Here is a 15,954-nt window from a genome sequence, read left to right as displayed (position 1 = left end):
GTGCGGGGTAAACCTTCTCATTCGATAATCCCCAGCTCTTTCATTTTGGCGTACAGCGAACTCCTGTTGATCTTCAGCGCCTGCGCCGTGGCCGAGCGGTTCCAGTTGTTTTCCTCCAGCGCCTTGAGGATCACCTCCCGCTCCACTTCGGCCACAATTTCCTTCAGGGAGTCCCCCTGAATTTCACCCAGCCATTCAACGCGCCGGTTGCTCTTTTGCAGGCTGAGAGGCAGGTCCTCGATAGTAAGGACCGGCCCGCTGGACATCAGCACGGCGCGCTCACAAACGTTCTTTAATTCCCTGATGTTGCCGGGCCAATCGTACGCTTCAAGGAGTTTCATGGCCTCCCTGGAAAAACCGGTAATGGTTTTGCCATGTTCGAGACAACAGTTTTTAATAATATGTTCCACCAGCTCCGGAATATCCTCCTTCCGCTCCCGCAGCGGTGGCATGACAATATCCACAACGTTGATCCGGTAATACAGGTCTTCCCGGAAAGTCCCCTCGTCGATGCTCTTTTCCAGGTCTTTGTTAGTGGCCGCCACAATGCGCACATCCACCCGGATTGTTTCCGTGCCGCCCACCCGCTCGAATTCCCTTTCCTGCAGCACGCGCAACAGCTTGGCCTGGGTGGCCAGGGACATCTCGCCGATTTCGTCAAGGAAAATCGTACCCTGGTGGGCCAGCTCGAATTTGCCCTGTTTGGCCACCACCGCCCCGGTGAAGGCGCCCTTTTCGTGGCCGAACAATTCACTCTCCAGCAGGTTCTCGGGAATCGAGGCGCAGTTGATCTTGACAAAGTTTTTATCTTTACGGATGCTATTGAAATGAATGGCCCGGGCCACCAGTTCCTTGCCGGTGCCACTCTCCCCCCGGATCAACACCGTGGCGTTGCTGTTGGCGATCCGGCCGATTGTTTTATAAATGTTTTGCATGACGGTTGACCGCCCGATCATGATATCCGTTTTAACCTGGTCCTTCTTAATGTCCTTAAGCTCCGGCCTTTGCAGCATTTCCTTTACTTCCACCGCTTTTTTTACCGTCTCCAGAATTTCATTGACCTTGAGGGGCTTCATCAGGTAATCGAAGGCGCCCAATTTCATCGCTTCAATGGTGGTTTCCGTGGAACCGTACGCGGTAATTAAGATCACGGGCAGGTTCTTGCCCCGCTGGTTGATGATTTCCAGGGCTTTGATCCCGTCCATTTCCGGCATGCGGATATCCAGCAGCACCGCATCTGGCCCAAGCCGGTCGATTAATTCCAGCCCCTCCCTGCCGTTCGACGCGCATTCCACCCGGTAACCGCTGTCCTCCAGGATATCCCGCAGCGCTTCCTGTACGCTCTGTTCGTCGTCTATCACCAGTACCAGTTTAGCCAATTTAAACATCCTCCCTGGTTTTTAAATAAAAGGTGAACTTGGAGCCCTTCCCGACCTCGCTGTCAACTTCGATATGCCCGCCGTGCACCTGGATGATTTCGTGGGCAATGGCCAGGCCCAGCCCGGTGCCCTTTGGGCGCGTGGAGTAAAAAGGGTCGAACAAATGGCTCAGGTGTTCCCGCGGTATGCCGCAGCCGGTGTCGGATATGGAAACGTAAACCATGTCGCTGTCCGCGCGATAACCGGTGGAAACGGTGATAGTGCCGCCCTCCGGCATGGCCTGCATGGCGTTGAACATGATGTTCACCAGCACCCGCTCAATCTGTTCCGGGTCGATCCATACCCGGGGAACGGCCTGGTCCAGATCCCTGATCAGGCTGTACTTACCCTGGTGGATTTCGTTGAAAAATCCCAGGACATCTTCAATAATGGCGTTGATATCCTTTTGCATAAACTTGGCCTCGGCCGGCTTGGCAAAATAAAGCAACTGGTCGACGATGGCATCAAGCCGCGCCACTTCCCGGTGAATCGTGGCCAGTGCCCGCTGGTTGGGCGCGCCCTGGTTTTGCCAGTGCTGGATATACACGCTGATGGAGGTGAGGGGGTTCCTGATTTCATGGGCCACCCCGGTCACCAGCTTGCCCAGGGAAGCCAGGCGCTCCTGCCGCTGGGCCTTTTCCCTCAGGCGCATCCGCTCGGTGATATCGCGGCACAACAACACCATCCCGATGTGCCTTTCTTTGGCGCCTACCAGCACCGCCGTGCTGATCAACAATTCCATTACATGGTGGTTGCCGTTGTTCGCCCAGGAAATATGCAGGTCTTTATAATTATGCTTCTCCTCCAGGGTTTTGTGAATCAACTCCACAAACGGCGAACCGGCCGGCAACAGCTCCCGGCAGTCCCTGTCCAGGTAATCCCCGGGCAGGTTCATCAGCCTGCGGGCCATGTTGTTGGCGATCATCACCCGGCCTTTCACATCCACCACCAGAATGGCGTCGTCTATTGAGGCCAGCATAGTTTCGTTATACAGGTTCAAATCGGCTATTTTATGGGCAAAGCCGTTGATGGCTTCGACGATTTCACCCAGTTCGCCCGGCGCCGGCGGCAGGGTCTGGCTGAGGTCTTTTTCCAGTAGTTTAACCCCGTTTTTAATCTCTTCCACCTGGTTGACCAGCTGACGAAAGATCAACACGGCCCCGGAAATTCCCGTTATAATTACAAGCGCGATAATGGAATAGACGGTATACTCGATTTCCCGGCGCTTGGCGTAGTAACTGGTTTCGCCCAGGTATTCGGCCGACCTGATCACGCCCTCCACCCGGCCGTTTCTGGTCAACGGCTTGTAAACTTCCACCACGCCGCCCTGTTCCTCGCCCAGGTTCTGCGTCAACGCCGTTTTGCTCTGCAGCACGGCATCGAAAGCTTTTTTGCGGCGCAGGGAATAGTTTTCCCCGAACCGCTGCGTGCCGTCATAAAACACGTCCAGGTCCTTATAATAAAGGCCGATGTGCACCTCCGGGTATTCCCGGTTGACGTCCCGGATCACCCGGTTGACGTATTCCCCCAGGGCGATTACCTGCTCCTGGCGATTACCCTGGTTTATATTTTGTTTAATTAGATAATCTTTCAAGCTTCCCTCCAAATTCTGGTCAAAAAGATAAGCGGCCTGGTTCAACCGGGCCCTCTGGTGCTCCAGCAGGGAAAGCTCGCTGTTGCGAATGATGCTCATCAGGTATACCGTCAGCAGTACAGTAAGCACAAGCAGCGTTGAAACAAAAATCAGAATACGATTACCAAAAAATATATTTCTATTGATCATCACATATCCCCACTATATAAAAATAAAGTATTACTTAATTTTATTATAAATATATTATTTAAATACGTAAAGCGACGATAAAAAACAGGCACCGGCGATTACTCACCGGCGCTGCAGATTTAAATTATTTATTTACCTTGCGGCTTGGGAACTGACCCCGACCTCGCTTTTCTCCTGCTTTTCCGCCCGGCGGTAGGCCTGGAGTATCCACATCATAATCAGTCCCACCCCCACCAGGCCGCTGCCGTAGAGGAAGATGTTGCTTAGAAGGGTTACCATGTCATGCATACTGTGCGACATGGCTATCCTGCCCATATCGCTCAAGTACACGGGCACCATGGCCGCCCTGCTCAGCGCCACCATGACGATGATGGACACCATTACCAGCTTGATCTGCGAGCCCCGCACCACCCGGGTGCCGATTGCGCCCAGGTTGACGCCGATTAACGAACCGAGATACAGGAACAGGGTTATGCGAATATCCACATACCCGTTCAGCGCGTAGAGAAACGCACCCTGTGCGCCGGAAAAGATGGCCAGGAACAACTCGGTGCCGGCGGCCACGTAAGTGGGAATGCCCAGCAGGTAAATCATGGCCGGGACGCCGATAAAACCACCCACCCCGATGGTGCCGGCGAGGAAACCGGTGGCAAAGCCCACCAGCAGCGCCAGCCAGAGCGATGCCCTGACGCCGGCCACCTTGAAGTGCACCATGGGCGGCAAGTTGATGTTCCTGATTTTCTCCGTCAGGGTCGACCCCTTGCCGGATGCATTTTCCGCCGCCCCATTGCGCTGTCTTTTGATATCCCGGTACATAAACCAGGACACCCAGGTTAAAATGGCCACGAACATAACGCTGATATACAGGTTGGAACCCGCCGCTCCCATTTTTTCCAGCACGCCCTTGTTCATGGAAACGGCCACCTTGACGCCCGCAAACAGGGCGACGAACATGACCAGCCCCATGCGCATATCCACGTTGCCGAACTCGCTGTGTTTCTTGGCCCCCATGATGGCCTTGCCGAATTTATGGGTAATATTGGCAGCCACCGCCATGATGCCGGGTATGCCCATGCTCATCATGGCCGGAGTCATGATAAACGCCCCCCCGCTGCCCAAAAAGCCGCTCAACACGCCTCCCACCAGACCGATGCCAAAAAGGGAAAGGGCGGTTTTCGGGGTCATGGCGATAAATTTTATTGCTTCCGCGGCAGCCGGAATTTCCACTGCTCCCGCCATTCGATCACTCCTCTCTCAACTCCTGGGACTTCAACCTTTCCTGCAGCGTGTGTTTGAGTATATTAGACACCGCTGTCCCATATAAAAATGAAGCCAGCAGTACAATGGAAATCGATGTCAAAGGGGCGTAATAGCTTTTGCTTTTCAATATATTCGTAACCTGATCCGAGTTGGTGAAAACAATAAAATAAAGAACAGCGGTACCAATTAAACACAACAGCGCTTGTAACATGGCCGTTTTTTTGCTTTGACTATTTTTTTGGCCCATTTATGTAACCCCCTTCCCTGTTCAATGTGTTCAATCGATATCAAGGTGTGCGGTTAACACCCCCTTAACATTTTTGTAATTTAAAGTGCAAAGGGAGTGCCACCCGGCCACACACGCCAAGCCTTGATTTTAAAGGCTTTGGGAAATAAAAAACCCGCCTGGCGTGTTGGAAAACTAGTCACCCCTGACCTGATAACCAACAGCATGCCCGGGCACAAGAGAATGTGCAGCTTGTAACAAGCCCCCCTCTCCCGCATCTCTGTCGGATTTCAAGTCAAAAAGAATAAGTTCAGGCGAGTATCGTTTCGACCCCAGGGTGAAAAAGTTATTTTTTTAACTAACTATGTTAAAGTTTAAATATTGTGAATATTACGTCTACAGCGCGCACTTGTAATCACTTCACCGGCAAAAAAAGAAAACCCCCCGCCAGGGGAGTTGAATTTGGCTCGATTTATTTATAGCGATCGCATCCCTCACGCGCCGTCCACCAGCACCGCTTTCATCCGGTCCATCAGGCTGCCGGCAAAGGCACGTTCGGTTACTTCCCCGGCAGGGCCGTAGCCAAAGCCGGAAGCCAGGTCGGTCAGGATCAATTTAACGGCCTTCATCCGGCGCAGGTGAAATTCTTCGTGCCCGATTTCTTCCACGCCGGGGCCGAGCTTGTAGCGGAGCAGGTCCGGGGCAAATAAAAACGGGACGATCATTTGCACAACTTTGGGATTCATCCATTCCCGGCAGTTCAATTCCCTGACGGCGTAATCAACCAGTTCCGTATACTGGTCGGACATGCGGTAGTAGGTAATAGCACCAGCGTCCTCGAACCATTCCCGCACCGTCCAGGAGCGGCCGGACTTGTGGCCCAGGCAAAACTGCATCCGGTCCACCATGAAAATGCGCTCGTCCATTCGCCGCCCTTCCCGGTCCTGAACATAACGCACCGCCCGTCCCAGGGGATAAGTGCGACAGTTCCTGGACCTGGCGGGATAAATGGAACATTTGCCGTCCTGCAGCATAAAAGCGCAGGAGCCTTCTTTGGCGTGGGCCAGCCAAACCACGGGCCAACCCGTGTTCCGGTCCAGTTCCATTTGACAGTAACGGTTGAAAAATTCCTGCCCGGACAGTTCCAGGTGCCGGGCCATCACCTCTATGTCCCACGGGTCCAGCAGGATGGTGATATTCCTGCAGCACCGGCCCATGCATTCCGGCCCGCAGGAAAAGGTGAAAGTGTCATCCATGCCCAATTCTTCCAGTGTGCCTTTTTCCAGCTTGTCCAGGATTCCCTGCTGAAAGTCAAACGCCATAATTAGTACTCCTCTCCATTATCCCGAATAATATGGCAGCATTAAACATCATTTGAATCAGCCCACGATGATATTATAATAAAGTTGTTTTGTATGCCCGGAAACGCTGACGGGCAAATCGGCCAGGGTCAACCCCGGGCTGTCTTCCAGTGCCGTAACGGCAAAATAACCGTCCCAGTACCGGTGATAGTCGAATGGTTTTTCCGCCCCCACCATCACCTGCTCCCAGGGGGCGCCGAAAAAACCCCCAAAATCCCCTTTAAAGAACTCCCCGTCACCGGCATCCGGCAAGTCCACCCACACCGCCGTTAGTTTGCCCACGGCAAGCACTTTACGGGGCCAGTCTCACCCGGGTTCGTAAAAGTACACCATCATGCCGCCGGTCGGCGCGCCGGTGGCGGCCTGCTTCAATTTTTGACCGTCCATGGTCCCGAAAACCACCAAATTTTCAACCGCGGCGATGCGCCGGGCGGCTTCAAGCTGTTCCCGGTTGATCGCCGCCAAAATGTATCCTTGCGTCATATCCCTCCCCCCTTAATGATAAATTTACTGCTCACCTTACGTAATCCTGCTTTTGGGCCACACCTCACCACGGTTAAAATTATAAAGCCGGCATGTTTTTCAACACGCCGGCTTCACTTTCTGTTAATTAATGTTTTACCGCCGGGTTAAGCAAGCATCTTCTTCAGTTCCTCGGTGAGCAGGGGCACAACCTCGAAGAGGTCGCCCACGATGCCGTAATCCGCCACCTTGAAGATGTTGGCTTCCTCATCCTTGTTGATGGCGACGATGCATTTGGAGGAACTCATGCCGGCCAGGTGCTGGATAGCGCCGGAAATACCGCAGGCAATATAAAGCACCGGCGAAACCGTTTTCCCGGTTTGGCCCACCTGGTAAGTGTGCGGTATCCATCCCGCATCCACCGCAGCCCTGGATGCGCCCACCGCGGCGCCGAGCACGTCGGCAAGCTCTTCCAGCAGCTTGAAGTTCTCCGGTCCCTTCATGCCGCGACCGCCGCTGACAATGATGTCGGCTTCGGTCAGTTCCGGGCGTTCGGAAATCTGGCGCACGATGTCCTTGATCACCTGGCGGATATCGCCGGTATTGGGAGTAACGGTAATAATCTCGGCTTCCCTGGCGTTGGGAACGGCTGCGAAGGTATTGGGACGGATGGTGGCCATCACGGGCCGGGCCTCGGGACACGCGGCCTTGACCATTGCCTTGCCGGCATAAATCGGGCGGGTGAACACCAGTTGCCCGTCTTCAATAGCCATACCCGTGCAGTCGGTCATCAGGCCCGTTTCCAGGCGCTGGGCCACTTGAGCGGCAAGGTCGCGCCCCGTAACCGTGCAGCCCAACAGGAGTGCGCCGGGCTCGTATTGTTTAACCAGGTCCGCCACGACATTGGTATAACCGTCGGTGGTATAGTTTTCCAGAGCATCGCTTTCAGCCACGTAGACTTTATCCGCGCCGTATTCCCCCAGGGAGGAGGCCAGCCCGGCCACTCCTTTGCCCAGCAGAACCGCGCAAAGTTCTTCACCCAGCTGGTCGGCAATTTTACGACCTTCACTCAACAGTTCGTACGTAACTTTTTTAATTTGCCCTTCACGCTGCTCGGCAAATACCCAAATTCCTTTTGCCATGTATTATTGCCCTCCTTAACAAGATTACTAGATCACTTTGGCTTCTTCACGCAGCAATTTGGCCAGTTCCCTGGCTGCTTCCGCCGCCTCGCCGGGAATAATTTTACCGGCCTTGCGGGGCTCGGGCAGGGAGTAGGACAGGGCCTTGACCTTAGCCGCAACCTGCCCTTCCAGGCCGAGATCTCCCAGGGTCATTTTCTGCATCGGCTTTTTCTTTGCTTTCATAATTCCTTTCATGGAGGGGTAACGGGGCTCGTTAAGTCCCTTTTGCGCCGTGAAAACAGCCGGAAGGGCCACTTCCACCAGCTCGCTGCCGCCTTCTATCTCGCGGGTGGCAACCGCCTTGCCACCTTCCACTTCAAGCTTGGTCACCACATTGACCACGGGCACGTTCAAAATTTCCGCCACCCTGCCGGCGACTTGGGCCGAACCGTCGTCAATGGCCCTGAAACCGCCGAGGATGATGTCGTACTCCAGCCCGCTGATGGCTTTGGCCAGTATTGTCGCAGTGGCATATTCGTCCAGTTCCGCTTCACCCGGGTCCACCAGGATGGCCTTGTCGGCCCCCATGGCCAGCGCCTGGCGCAAGGCGTCCTGGGCCGAACTTTCGCCAACGGATATCACTGTTACTTCCCCACCGTCTTTTTCCTTGAGACGCAGGGCCTCTTCCACGGCAAATTCGTCATAGGGGTTCATGATCAGGCTAACCCCTTTGCGTTCGATTTTGCCGCCGGCATCCAGGGTAATTTTGGCTTCCGTGTCAAAGGTCTGCTTCAGGCATACTACGATATTCATAAGTTTCCTCCTTTGCTGACTGTAATTAATCCCCCGGAAAACCAAAGGATCGCATACCGCTTATTTGTATAAGCAAAAATCATTCCACCGGGGTTGAACTTCGATTTTTGCCGGGGCAACCCGGCTAATATTGAATATCAAGAAAAAACGGAACCCTCTTTTATTTAACCACGGCAATAAAAATAAAAGCGCGATGCATACTTACATTACTACTTGCAAATTTGCATTACGCTTGCCGGACGTTAATTTTTGAAATAAAATTCCCACTGCAATGTTGCATTATTAAACATAAATAATATTTTCGTCGAACGGGGTCAGGACCTCCAGGCCGTTTTCCCCCACCACAAATGTATTTTCAATGCCCACCGCGCCATCAGGGAAAACAAATTTGGGCTCCATGGCGAAAACCATGCCCCGTTCCAGCGGTGTTTTGAACCCGCGGGCCAGGACCGGCAGTTCGTCCAGTTCAATCCCCAGCCCGTGCCCGATAAACGGGGCGGGGTCGGGATAGCCCATGAAATGCCCGGCCAACCCCGCTTCAGCGGCGATGTCCACCGCGTACAGGTAAAGATCCGAACACGTCACCCCGGGCCTGGCCCTTCTTTTTATTTCCTCCTGAATGGCAATTGCCGTTTCGTAAGCCCGGACAAACTTATCCGGCAGGCGGCCCAGACAAAAAATTCTGGCCTGGTCAACCATGTAACCGTCCAAAACTCCCACGTAATCCACCATAACGGGCTCGTTTCTATTTATTTTTTTAAACCCCGCGCCCTGGGGAAAAGAAGGGTTGACCCCCGGCCCACCGGTGGGGCCGTCGAAAAAGCTGGGAACGGCCAGGTTGGAACCGGACATGAGATGGCCGTAGAAAATTTCCTGGTTGAAGCCCCGCATCCTGATGTAGCCCTGGTGCCCCGCACCACGGTAAACCGCTTCCAACTTCCCCGCCAGCTCGGCTTCCGCGATGCCTTCCCGCAAAAAATCCCGAACCCGGGAGAAAAAGGTATGGTTTAGCCCGGCTGCGGCTTTGAGCAAATCTATTTCATAGGATGACTTGACCGCCCTGACCGAGCGAATCAAACCGCCGATATCCACGATTTTGGCCGGTGCGAAGAGTTCCTTATAGCGCAAATATAGCGCGGCGGGCAGCACGTCAAGTTCAAAGCCCAGGGCCCCCATGTTTTTGTACCCGTATCCCGCCAGCGTTCCAACCAGCGCTTTAACACCGGAGAGCGGGATTACTTCCTCCAGCGCCGATTCTTCCCGGGCCCGGAGGTAGTTTTTCCTGACCATCAATACCGGCTTTCCTTCCGCGGGAATAAATAAATGGGACTGCTGCACCGTACCCGCAAAATAAAACAAGTCGGCGTTTTGGATAATTACCGCCCCGTCAATGCCATCCCGCCGCAGCAGCTTTTGCAGCGCAGCAACGCGCCGCTTCAGTTCACTTTCAGGAGTATATTTCAAATTAATTCCCTCCGGTTCTTAACCTGCTGGCATTGAAGCATTCCTACGGGGTCATGCAGGATTTTTTTGTTCCCAATCGTGATTTCGGTTCCAGGTGACAGCTCAGTTCTTCCCAAGCCTTGTGCACACTGTGCACCTGCCCGGCCACCTCCTCCACCGGCCGGCCGGACATCAGGCCGGCAATGGGCAGGGGCAAGAGGGCCAGCACCTTGCCATCCCTGACTGCAACCATGCCCCCGCCGGACTCGGCCAGGGTGTTGCCGGCCAGGGCCATGTCGGCTACTATTTTAATTATAAACCAAAAACACCCGGTCCTTAAAGGCCGGGCGCGCAATACCAAATCCCTTTTCACGGACCATTACTAAATTCACCTCGATATATATGTTAGTGCTTTTCGGTTTCATTATTCGGAGTAATCAGATGTAGAATATGAAATTCATACAATTAACTGGTAAAAAAGAAAACCCCGCCTAATACGGGGCAAACTTGGATGGACTTTAAACATATTATACTACTTGCATATTTCGCTTGCAATAGTCTAGCGAAAATCCAGCTTTAAAAAATCACTCATAAAAAGAAAAAGCCCGGCCGGGCTTACAGGTATGCACGATAAGATTTTTTTAATGTGTCTTTTTGCCGGCGGCACGGCATTTTTGTATGATTGCCTTATTTTTTTTCAATATTGCTATTTCTTTTATTTTTGCTCCCGCAAATGGGACAACAACTTGTTGACATAACAGGGTACCACCTGCTTCCGGGGCTGGAGCCATAACCGCAGATGGCGCAAATGGCCATGCCACTTTGCAATTCGCTTTCCGTTGTATCAAATACCTTGAAATCAACAGGTTTAAATCTTTTCTTTGCCGTGAATAAAATAACCTTTTGATTAATCTTCCGTTCAGGCACTCCCATTTCCATCATCCTTTCAATTTATTCTTAAAAATAAATCAGCCTCCGGGTTGTTAATTTAACCAAGTATACAGCATAGCGAAATTATCTTTGAAGCCGGGTAAAAAACAAAGCGTTCCCACATCCCCCGTTAGGGAATGCAAGGAACGCCATTGCTCCTAATACTATAACTACAATTAATAATATCATAACAAAATGCAATTACAATACCGGCGCAAAAAGAATATTGTATTCTTTCATTGCACCGGTTATTTTTGGGGCAATTTCACGCTCTACTTGAGCCACCCGGCGGCAGGTGCTACTATGTTAAAATCATGGTTTCCCGGCACGAAATGCCCTGTTGCGTGTTAAACTATTGATACCGAATAATTAAAAACGGAGGAGCTTTATGCGAGCCACCATCGATTGCGTTCATTGCTATCTTAAACAGGCAGTAACCTGCATGAACATCGCCGGCATTGATGAGGACGTCGGTTTCTCCAGGAACGATTACAGCCGGTTTACTGAAAAGCTGGAACAGGCGGATGAGGTGGTTATCGTGGGAGATAATGCCGGAGAAATAGTTTTTGACAAGTTACTGGTGGAAGAACTATCCGGCATGGGGAAAACGGTCACCTATATTGTCAAAGGCGGGCCCGTGTTGAATGACGCGACAGTGGAAGACGCCGTACAGGTGGGGATGGACAAAATAGCCCGGGTTATCACCACCGGGTCGAACTATCTTATAGTGTCTTTTACTTTTCACCGACCGGCAGGAAAACGGAAAACATGGCTCCTTCTCCCGGTCTGCTGGTCACTTTAATCTCACCCCCGTGGGCGTTTATGATCCGGCGGGAGATAGCCAAACCCAGGCCGGTGCCGTTTTCCTTTGTGCTGACAAAGGGGTCGAATATTTTATTCAGCAGTTCTTCCGGGATGCCTTCCCCGTTGTCAATAAAATCAACGTTTACCTTGGACTGGTCGTCCAAAACGCTGGACCTGATTGTCAATACGCCATTTTTAACGGGCATCGCCTGAAAAGCGTTGCTGATGATATTCAAAAACACCTGGGCCAACTGGTATTTATCCGCCGTGACAAGGGGAACCTGTTCCGCCAATATCTGATTGATGTGAATTTCCTTGCGCAGGGCTTCGTTTTCCATTAGGAACATCACTTCATTGAGCAACTCGTTAATATTTACCGGTTCCATTTTTGCCTCCTGGGGCTTGGCCAGGTTTAAAAAATCGGTAAGAATTTTATTGATCCTGTCAATTTCCGCCAGAATTAGCTGGACATAAGAATCAATTCCGGAGGTTTCGTTTTTCCTGATCTTTTGCTGAATGATTTGCACGAAACCCCGGACAGTGGTTAAAGGGTTGCGAATTTCGTGGGCTGTTCCGGCAGCCAGCTCACCAATGGAGGACAGCTTTCCACTTCTATCCAGCTGATGCTCAAACTCCTTAAGTTTTTTCAGCAGCTCTTGATAACCGGCCTCTATGGTTAAATCATCGATGATACAAACCGTCCCCAACCGCAAATCCTGCCCAATAAAGATAGGGTAGGCGGAAACCCGAACGGGAATATTAGTGTTTTCATTGAGCACCAAATTATCCCGGTAATCCCTGATCGGGATTCCGAAATCCAATATTTTGGCCAACTGCTCATCCCTGAAGTCCAGCTCCTTAAAACATATCTTAATTTCACCATCCCCGGACAACACCCGGGCCATTTTGCGCAGGGCGGCGTTGGCCAGGACGGTGTCTCCCTCGCTGTTCAGGACTAACAGCGGTTGGGATTCCCGGTCTAAAATATCTCCGGAGATTTTTTTAACCGCCTTGGAACATCCGGGGTCAATGATGTTGCAGGCCACCATCTCCAGGGGGAATAATTGCAGTGCTTGCTTGACCATAGGTGATATCAATTCAACACCTTCTTTTCCCATCTTTTTAATGGCAATATTTAGATTATTTTTTTTCATTTCCTCCTTTTGGGAATGATAATTTTTTTCAATATTCTCGCTTAAAAGAACCTTAATATTATATCGGCCCTTCGGTGACTTTTTAAGCCTTTTCACCAAAGGCATCCATAATCTGTTGGCATAATTTAATATTGTAATCCTTATCCTCCTGCTCCAGCACCTTGCGCACATGATCGACAACGCCGGTGCACTTGCTCTCCAGGACGGCTTTCAAGGCGTACTGCCGGACCTGGGGTTCCGGCGCATACAAGCAGGGCACAATATGCCGGACGATCCGACCGTCCTTTATTTTGCGCGCCGCCGAGCAGGCCCGCCTGCGCACTTCGTAATCCGGGTGTTTGAATAGTCCGGGCAGCAATTCGATATTCTCGCCGGTTTCACCGATGGCCAGGGCCAGTTCCCGAGCCCTTTGGGTGGGAATAATGTGGCCAGGCCGGGATGACGCCGTGTTTTGATCTAAAGCCGCCCGCTTTACAGCGCTTGCCCGGACGTTCTGGTTCGTGGCGCGGGCGATTCCCGTGTTCGGGGTTTCGTTTTCCGCCAGGTGACGCCGGATTTCCTCAAGAAACGCTGCTCCATAACGCCGGAGCTTAATTTCCCCCACCCCGGTGATTAGCCGCAACGCCCGCTCACCGGTGGGACAACGCTCGCTCATCTCCCGCAGTGTGCTGTCCGGAAAGATCATGTAAGGCGGCAGGCCTTCCCGGCTAGCGATTTCCTTGCGCAACCGGCGCAACCGGTCGAAAAGTTCGTTGTCCGCCTGCGGTTGTTTTTCCCGGCGCACTTTCCGGTGGACGCGGGTTTCTCCCTTAAGCACCGGGTAAGCCTTTTCCCGGAGCTTAAGCACCGGGTACCGTCCTTCAGTTATGGTAATATACCCTTCGGCGATCAACATATTGATCATGTCCTTGATTTCTTCCGTCGAATAATCGCGGAGCAGCCCGTAGGTGGACAGGCGGTCGAATCCCGGCCCAAGCACCTTTTTATTGCGCGCCCCTTTCAAAACGTCGGCCACCAGTGATATGCCGTAGCGTTCCCGCATGCGCCACAAGCAGGAGAGAATTTTCTGCGCTTCGACGGTAATATCCACAAGCTCGACGTCATCGCTGCAGTTGCCGCAGTTGCCGCAATTACCGGGAACATCTTCCTCGCCGAAATAGGTGAGGATATAGCGGCGCAAACAACGGGCAGTGTGGCAGTAATCGATCATAGACTGTAGCTTGCGGTATTCGCCGGCTTTGTGTTCAGGGGTGGATTCATTCTGCTCTATCAGTAGTTTTTGGATTTGAATGTCTTGCGGGCTGAAAAGGAGGATACACTCTCCGGCCTCGCCGTCACGCCCGGCCCGGCCGGCCTCCTGGTAATAGGCTTCCATGTTCTTGGGCATGTTGTAGTGAATTACAAACCGTACGTTGGATTTGTCGATGCCCATACCGAAGGCGTTGGTAGCCACCATGACCTGAATATCATCGTTGATAAACGCTTCCTGGGCCCTGATACGCGCGTCATCGCTCAACCCGGCGTGGTATTTGGCGGCGGCGTATCCCTTGGCCAGCAGAAATTCGTAAAGGTTGTCCACTTCCCGGCGCGTGGCCGCGTAAATAATCCCGGAACGCCCTTCATTCCGGGCTAAATATTGATGCAAAAAAAATTTTTTATTCTCGCCGCGTACCACCGAAAAGAATAAATTGGGGCGGTCGAACCCACTCACGTGGATAAAAGGATCTTGAAGCGTCAAGCACCGGATGATATCTCGCTTCACTTCGCCGGTGGCGGTGGCGGTAAACGCGGCCACCGGCGGTCGAACGGAGAACCCGGCAATCAAACCGGCAATGGCGAGGTAGCTGGGCCGGAAATCGTGCCCCCACTGGGAAACACAATGGGCCTCGTCCACGGCCAGCAGGGAAACACGCAAGCGGTTGAGAAATGCCCTGAAAGCTTCCGCTTCCAACCGTTCCGGCGCGATGTAGAGCAGTTTATACGTACCACGGGCCACACCGCGCATACGGGCGGCGACTTCCCGGTGATCCAGCGAACTGTTGATGAAAGTGGCGGGTATGCCCAGGTTGATCAAAGCGTCAACCTGGTCCTTCATCAGCGAAATCAGCGGCGAAACGACCAGCGCGGTACCGGGGCGGACCAGGGCCGGGATCTGGTAACAAATGGACTTGCCGCCGCCCGTGGGCATAATGCCAAGCGTGTCGCGCCCGCTTAAGATGCTGCTGATAATTTTCTCCTGACCCGCCCGAAAAGTAGGATAGCCGTAATATTTTTTGAGCAATTTCCGGGCTTGTTCCAGCACTGTCGTCCACATCGTTTATTTTTCCATTCCCCGGAGTTAATTCATAGTGGTAATATAAACGGTGTTTCCTTCTTTGGTTCCCCTGAGCAGTTCACAATGTCGCAGCACGGCAAAATTTCTTTCCAGTCTGTTCCAAGCATAACGACTGGCATGCTAAACTTATGTTTATTATTATCTATTTTAACATTTTATTATTAATAGGTTAACAAAATTATTCCCGCAGCCGGCCGTTCCGAACAACTTGTAAAACGCAGCGGCAGCTGATCCCGGTCCCGTAGTTCCAGCAGCAACCATTTATTTATGGATTTGTACATATGCTTTCAAAACTGTTGTAATAAATTCCAGATGTTTGGGCTCCATGTTTTTAATTGTATATAGTAATTGCAATAAGCCCGCAGGCAATTTATTATCCGGCGAGCCAATAAATAATAAATAAGCATCTATGCCAAGAACATCCGCAACTTTTTCAATAAGATTTATTGAAGGGTTTTTTTGACTTCTTTCTAAATAGCCCCAATACGATGGCGTAATACCAGCCAGAAGTGCTGCTTCTTTTTGTGACAGGCCCCGCTGGATTCTGTAATGTTTTATATTTTCTCCAACAAAACCTTTCATTGTAACAAAGTACCTCAATGTACTGTTTTTATTTTATAGACAGCCATTATGTATACTTACAGTTTATTTTTATTGAAATATGTCGATTGATGGTTGTATAATATTTGAGGATATTTAAATAATAACCTGTTTCACAAAGGCAAACTACATCGAAAGAGTAGGGCGCAAAGCTATGGGTCTAAAGCCCGGTGTATCTGGGCTATGACTGCCAAGCTGCGGGGAAACAGTTTTTTATTCTTTATTATCCCCCTCCTTTCAC

The 15,954-nt window shown here is 51.8% G+C and carries 14 protein-coding genes, 1 pseudogene and 1 riboswitch; of the genes and pseudogenes, 1 reads left to right on the top strand and 14 read right to left on the bottom strand.

Annotated features, from left to right (window positions below):
• Positions 1–17: 17 nt before the first annotated feature.
• The 11 genes and pseudogenes from IT084_RS01965 to IT084_RS01915 all read right to left on the bottom strand — a co-directional run.
• A complete protein-coding gene (locus tag IT084_RS01965) occupies positions 18–1,388 on the bottom strand; it encodes a sigma-54 dependent transcriptional regulator (RefSeq protein WP_195710584.1) in 1,371 nt (456 codons plus the stop codon).
• Positions 1,381–3,201 carry a two-component system sensor histidine kinase AtoS gene (atoS, locus tag IT084_RS01960; RefSeq protein WP_195710582.1) on the bottom strand — a complete coding sequence of 607 codons (1,821 nt, stop codon included), beginning with the start codon at positions 3,199–3,201 and terminating at the stop codon, positions 1,381–1,383. Before atoS ends, IT084_RS01965 begins: the two co-directional genes overlap by 8 nt.
• Positions 3,202–3,333: 132 nt before the next feature.
• A complete protein-coding gene (locus IT084_RS01955) occupies positions 3,334–4,440 on the bottom strand; it encodes a sulfite exporter TauE/SafE family protein (protein ID WP_195710581.1) in 1,107 nt (368 codons plus the stop codon).
• A 4-nt stretch (positions 4,441–4,444) separates the two neighbouring features.
• The gene (locus IT084_RS01950; protein ID WP_195710580.1) at positions 4,445–4,708 is read right to left on the bottom strand and encodes a hypothetical protein; all 264 of its coding nucleotides are present in this window, start codon (positions 4,706–4,708) and stop codon (positions 4,445–4,447) included.
• Positions 4,709–5,181: 473 nt separating this feature from the next.
• On the bottom strand, positions 5,182–6,009 hold the full coding sequence (locus IT084_RS01945; protein WP_195710579.1) for a YkgJ family cysteine cluster protein: 828 nt from the start codon (positions 6,007–6,009) through the stop codon (positions 5,182–5,184).
• 57 nt (positions 6,010–6,066) lie between these two features.
• Positions 6,067–6,306: a hypothetical protein gene (locus IT084_RS01940; RefSeq protein WP_195710578.1), complete on the bottom strand. Its 240-nt coding sequence runs from the start codon at positions 6,304–6,306 to the stop codon at positions 6,067–6,069.
• A gap of 48 nt (positions 6,307–6,354) precedes the next feature.
• Positions 6,355–6,531, bottom strand: a complete 177-nt coding sequence (locus IT084_RS01935) for a hypothetical protein (protein ID WP_195710577.1) — start codon at positions 6,529–6,531, stop codon at positions 6,355–6,357.
• A 146-nt stretch (positions 6,532–6,677) separates the two neighbouring features.
• A complete protein-coding gene (locus IT084_RS01930; RefSeq protein WP_195710576.1) occupies positions 6,678–7,652 on the bottom strand; it encodes an electron transfer flavoprotein subunit alpha/FixB family protein in 975 nt (324 codons plus the stop codon).
• A 27-nt stretch (positions 7,653–7,679) separates the two neighbouring features.
• Complete coding sequence (locus tag IT084_RS01925) at positions 7,680–8,447, bottom strand: electron transfer flavoprotein subunit beta/FixA family protein (RefSeq protein ID WP_195710575.1); 768 nt, start codon at positions 8,445–8,447, stop codon at positions 7,680–7,682.
• 282 nt (positions 8,448–8,729) lie between these two features.
• A complete protein-coding gene (locus tag IT084_RS01920; protein ID WP_195710574.1) occupies positions 8,730–9,911 on the bottom strand; it encodes a Xaa-Pro peptidase family protein in 1,182 nt (393 codons plus the stop codon).
• Positions 9,912–10,002: 91 nt separating this feature from the next.
• Positions 10,003–10,188: pseudogene (locus tag IT084_RS01915) on the bottom strand (adenine deaminase C-terminal domain-containing protein); the annotation flags it as partial.
• 1,020 nt (positions 10,189–11,208) lie between these two features.
• Here IT084_RS01915 and IT084_RS01910 point away from each other — a divergent pair.
• Positions 11,209–11,622, top strand: coding sequence for an ARMT1-like domain-containing protein (locus IT084_RS01910; RefSeq protein ID WP_195710573.1), 414 nt, complete (start codon positions 11,209–11,211; stop codon positions 11,620–11,622).
• Here IT084_RS01910 and IT084_RS01905 read toward each other — a convergent pair.
• The 3 genes from IT084_RS01905 to IT084_RS01895 form a co-directional block, all read right to left on the bottom strand.
• The gene (locus IT084_RS01905) at positions 11,555–12,778 is read right to left on the bottom strand and encodes a nitrogen regulation protein NR(II) (protein WP_195710571.1); all 1,224 of its coding nucleotides are present in this window, start codon (positions 12,776–12,778) and stop codon (positions 11,555–11,557) included. The two genes, IT084_RS01910 and IT084_RS01905, sit on opposite strands and share 68 nt — an antisense overlap.
• A gap of 82 nt (positions 12,779–12,860) precedes the next feature.
• Positions 12,861–15,092 carry a DNA helicase RecQ gene (gene recQ, locus IT084_RS01900; protein WP_195710570.1) on the bottom strand — a complete coding sequence of 744 codons (2,232 nt, stop codon included), beginning with the start codon at positions 15,090–15,092 and terminating at the stop codon, positions 12,861–12,863.
• A gap of 282 nt (positions 15,093–15,374) precedes the next feature.
• The gene (locus IT084_RS01895; RefSeq protein ID WP_195710569.1) at positions 15,375–15,695 is read right to left on the bottom strand and encodes a helix-turn-helix domain-containing protein; all 321 of its coding nucleotides are present in this window, start codon (positions 15,693–15,695) and stop codon (positions 15,375–15,377) included.
• Between the two features lie 128 nt (positions 15,696–15,823).
• A riboswitch (cyclic di-GMP riboswitch) is annotated at positions 15,824–15,916 on the top strand.
• Positions 15,917–15,954: the final 38 nt, after the last annotated feature.

It is taken from the genome of Desulfallas sp. Bu1-1, assembly GCF_015594625.1.
In the GTDB taxonomy this organism is placed as follows: domain Bacteria; phylum Bacillota; class Desulfotomaculia; order Desulfotomaculales; family Desulfallaceae; genus JADNRQ01.
Note: the sequence above shows the minus strand (reverse complement) of the source record. Positions and strands in the feature narration are given on the sequence as shown.

Coding starts and splice junctions, on each gene's coding strand:
- IT084_RS01950 (WP_195710580.1), bottom strand. CDS start 4,708: ATGGGCCAAAAAAATAGTCAAAGCAAAAAAACGGCCATGTTACAAGCG.
- IT084_RS01910 (WP_195710573.1), top strand. CDS start 11,209: ATGCGAGCCACCATCGATTGCGTTCATTGCTATCTTAAACAGGCAGTA.
- IT084_RS01935 (WP_195710577.1), bottom strand. CDS start 6,531: ATGACGCAAGGATACATTTTGGCGGCGATCAACCGGGAACAGCTTGAA.
- IT084_RS01955 (WP_195710581.1), bottom strand. CDS start 4,440: ATGGCGGGAGCAGTGGAAATTCCGGCTGCCGCGGAAGCAATAAAATTT.
- IT084_RS01965 (WP_195710584.1), bottom strand. CDS start 1,388: ATGTTTAAATTGGCTAAACTGGTACTGGTGATAGACGACGAACAGAGC.
- atoS (WP_195710582.1), bottom strand. CDS start 3,201: ATGATCAATAGAAATATATTTTTTGGTAATCGTATTCTGATTTTTGTT.
- IT084_RS01905 (WP_195710571.1), bottom strand. CDS start 12,778: ATGAAAAAAAATAATCTAAATATTGCCATTAAAAAGATGGGAAAAGAA.
- IT084_RS01945 (WP_195710579.1), bottom strand. CDS start 6,009: ATGGCGTTTGACTTTCAGCAGGGAATCCTGGACAAGCTGGAAAAAGGC.
- IT084_RS01925 (WP_195710575.1), bottom strand. CDS start 8,447: ATGAATATCGTAGTATGCCTGAAGCAGACCTTTGACACGGAAGCCAAA.
- IT084_RS01895 (WP_195710569.1), bottom strand. CDS start 15,695: ATGAAAGGTTTTGTTGGAGAAAATATAAAACATTACAGAATCCAGCGG.
- IT084_RS01930 (WP_195710576.1), bottom strand. CDS start 7,652: ATGGCAAAAGGAATTTGGGTATTTGCCGAGCAGCGTGAAGGGCAAATT.
- recQ (WP_195710570.1), bottom strand. CDS start 15,092: ATGTGGACGACAGTGCTGGAACAAGCCCGGAAATTGCTCAAAAAATAT.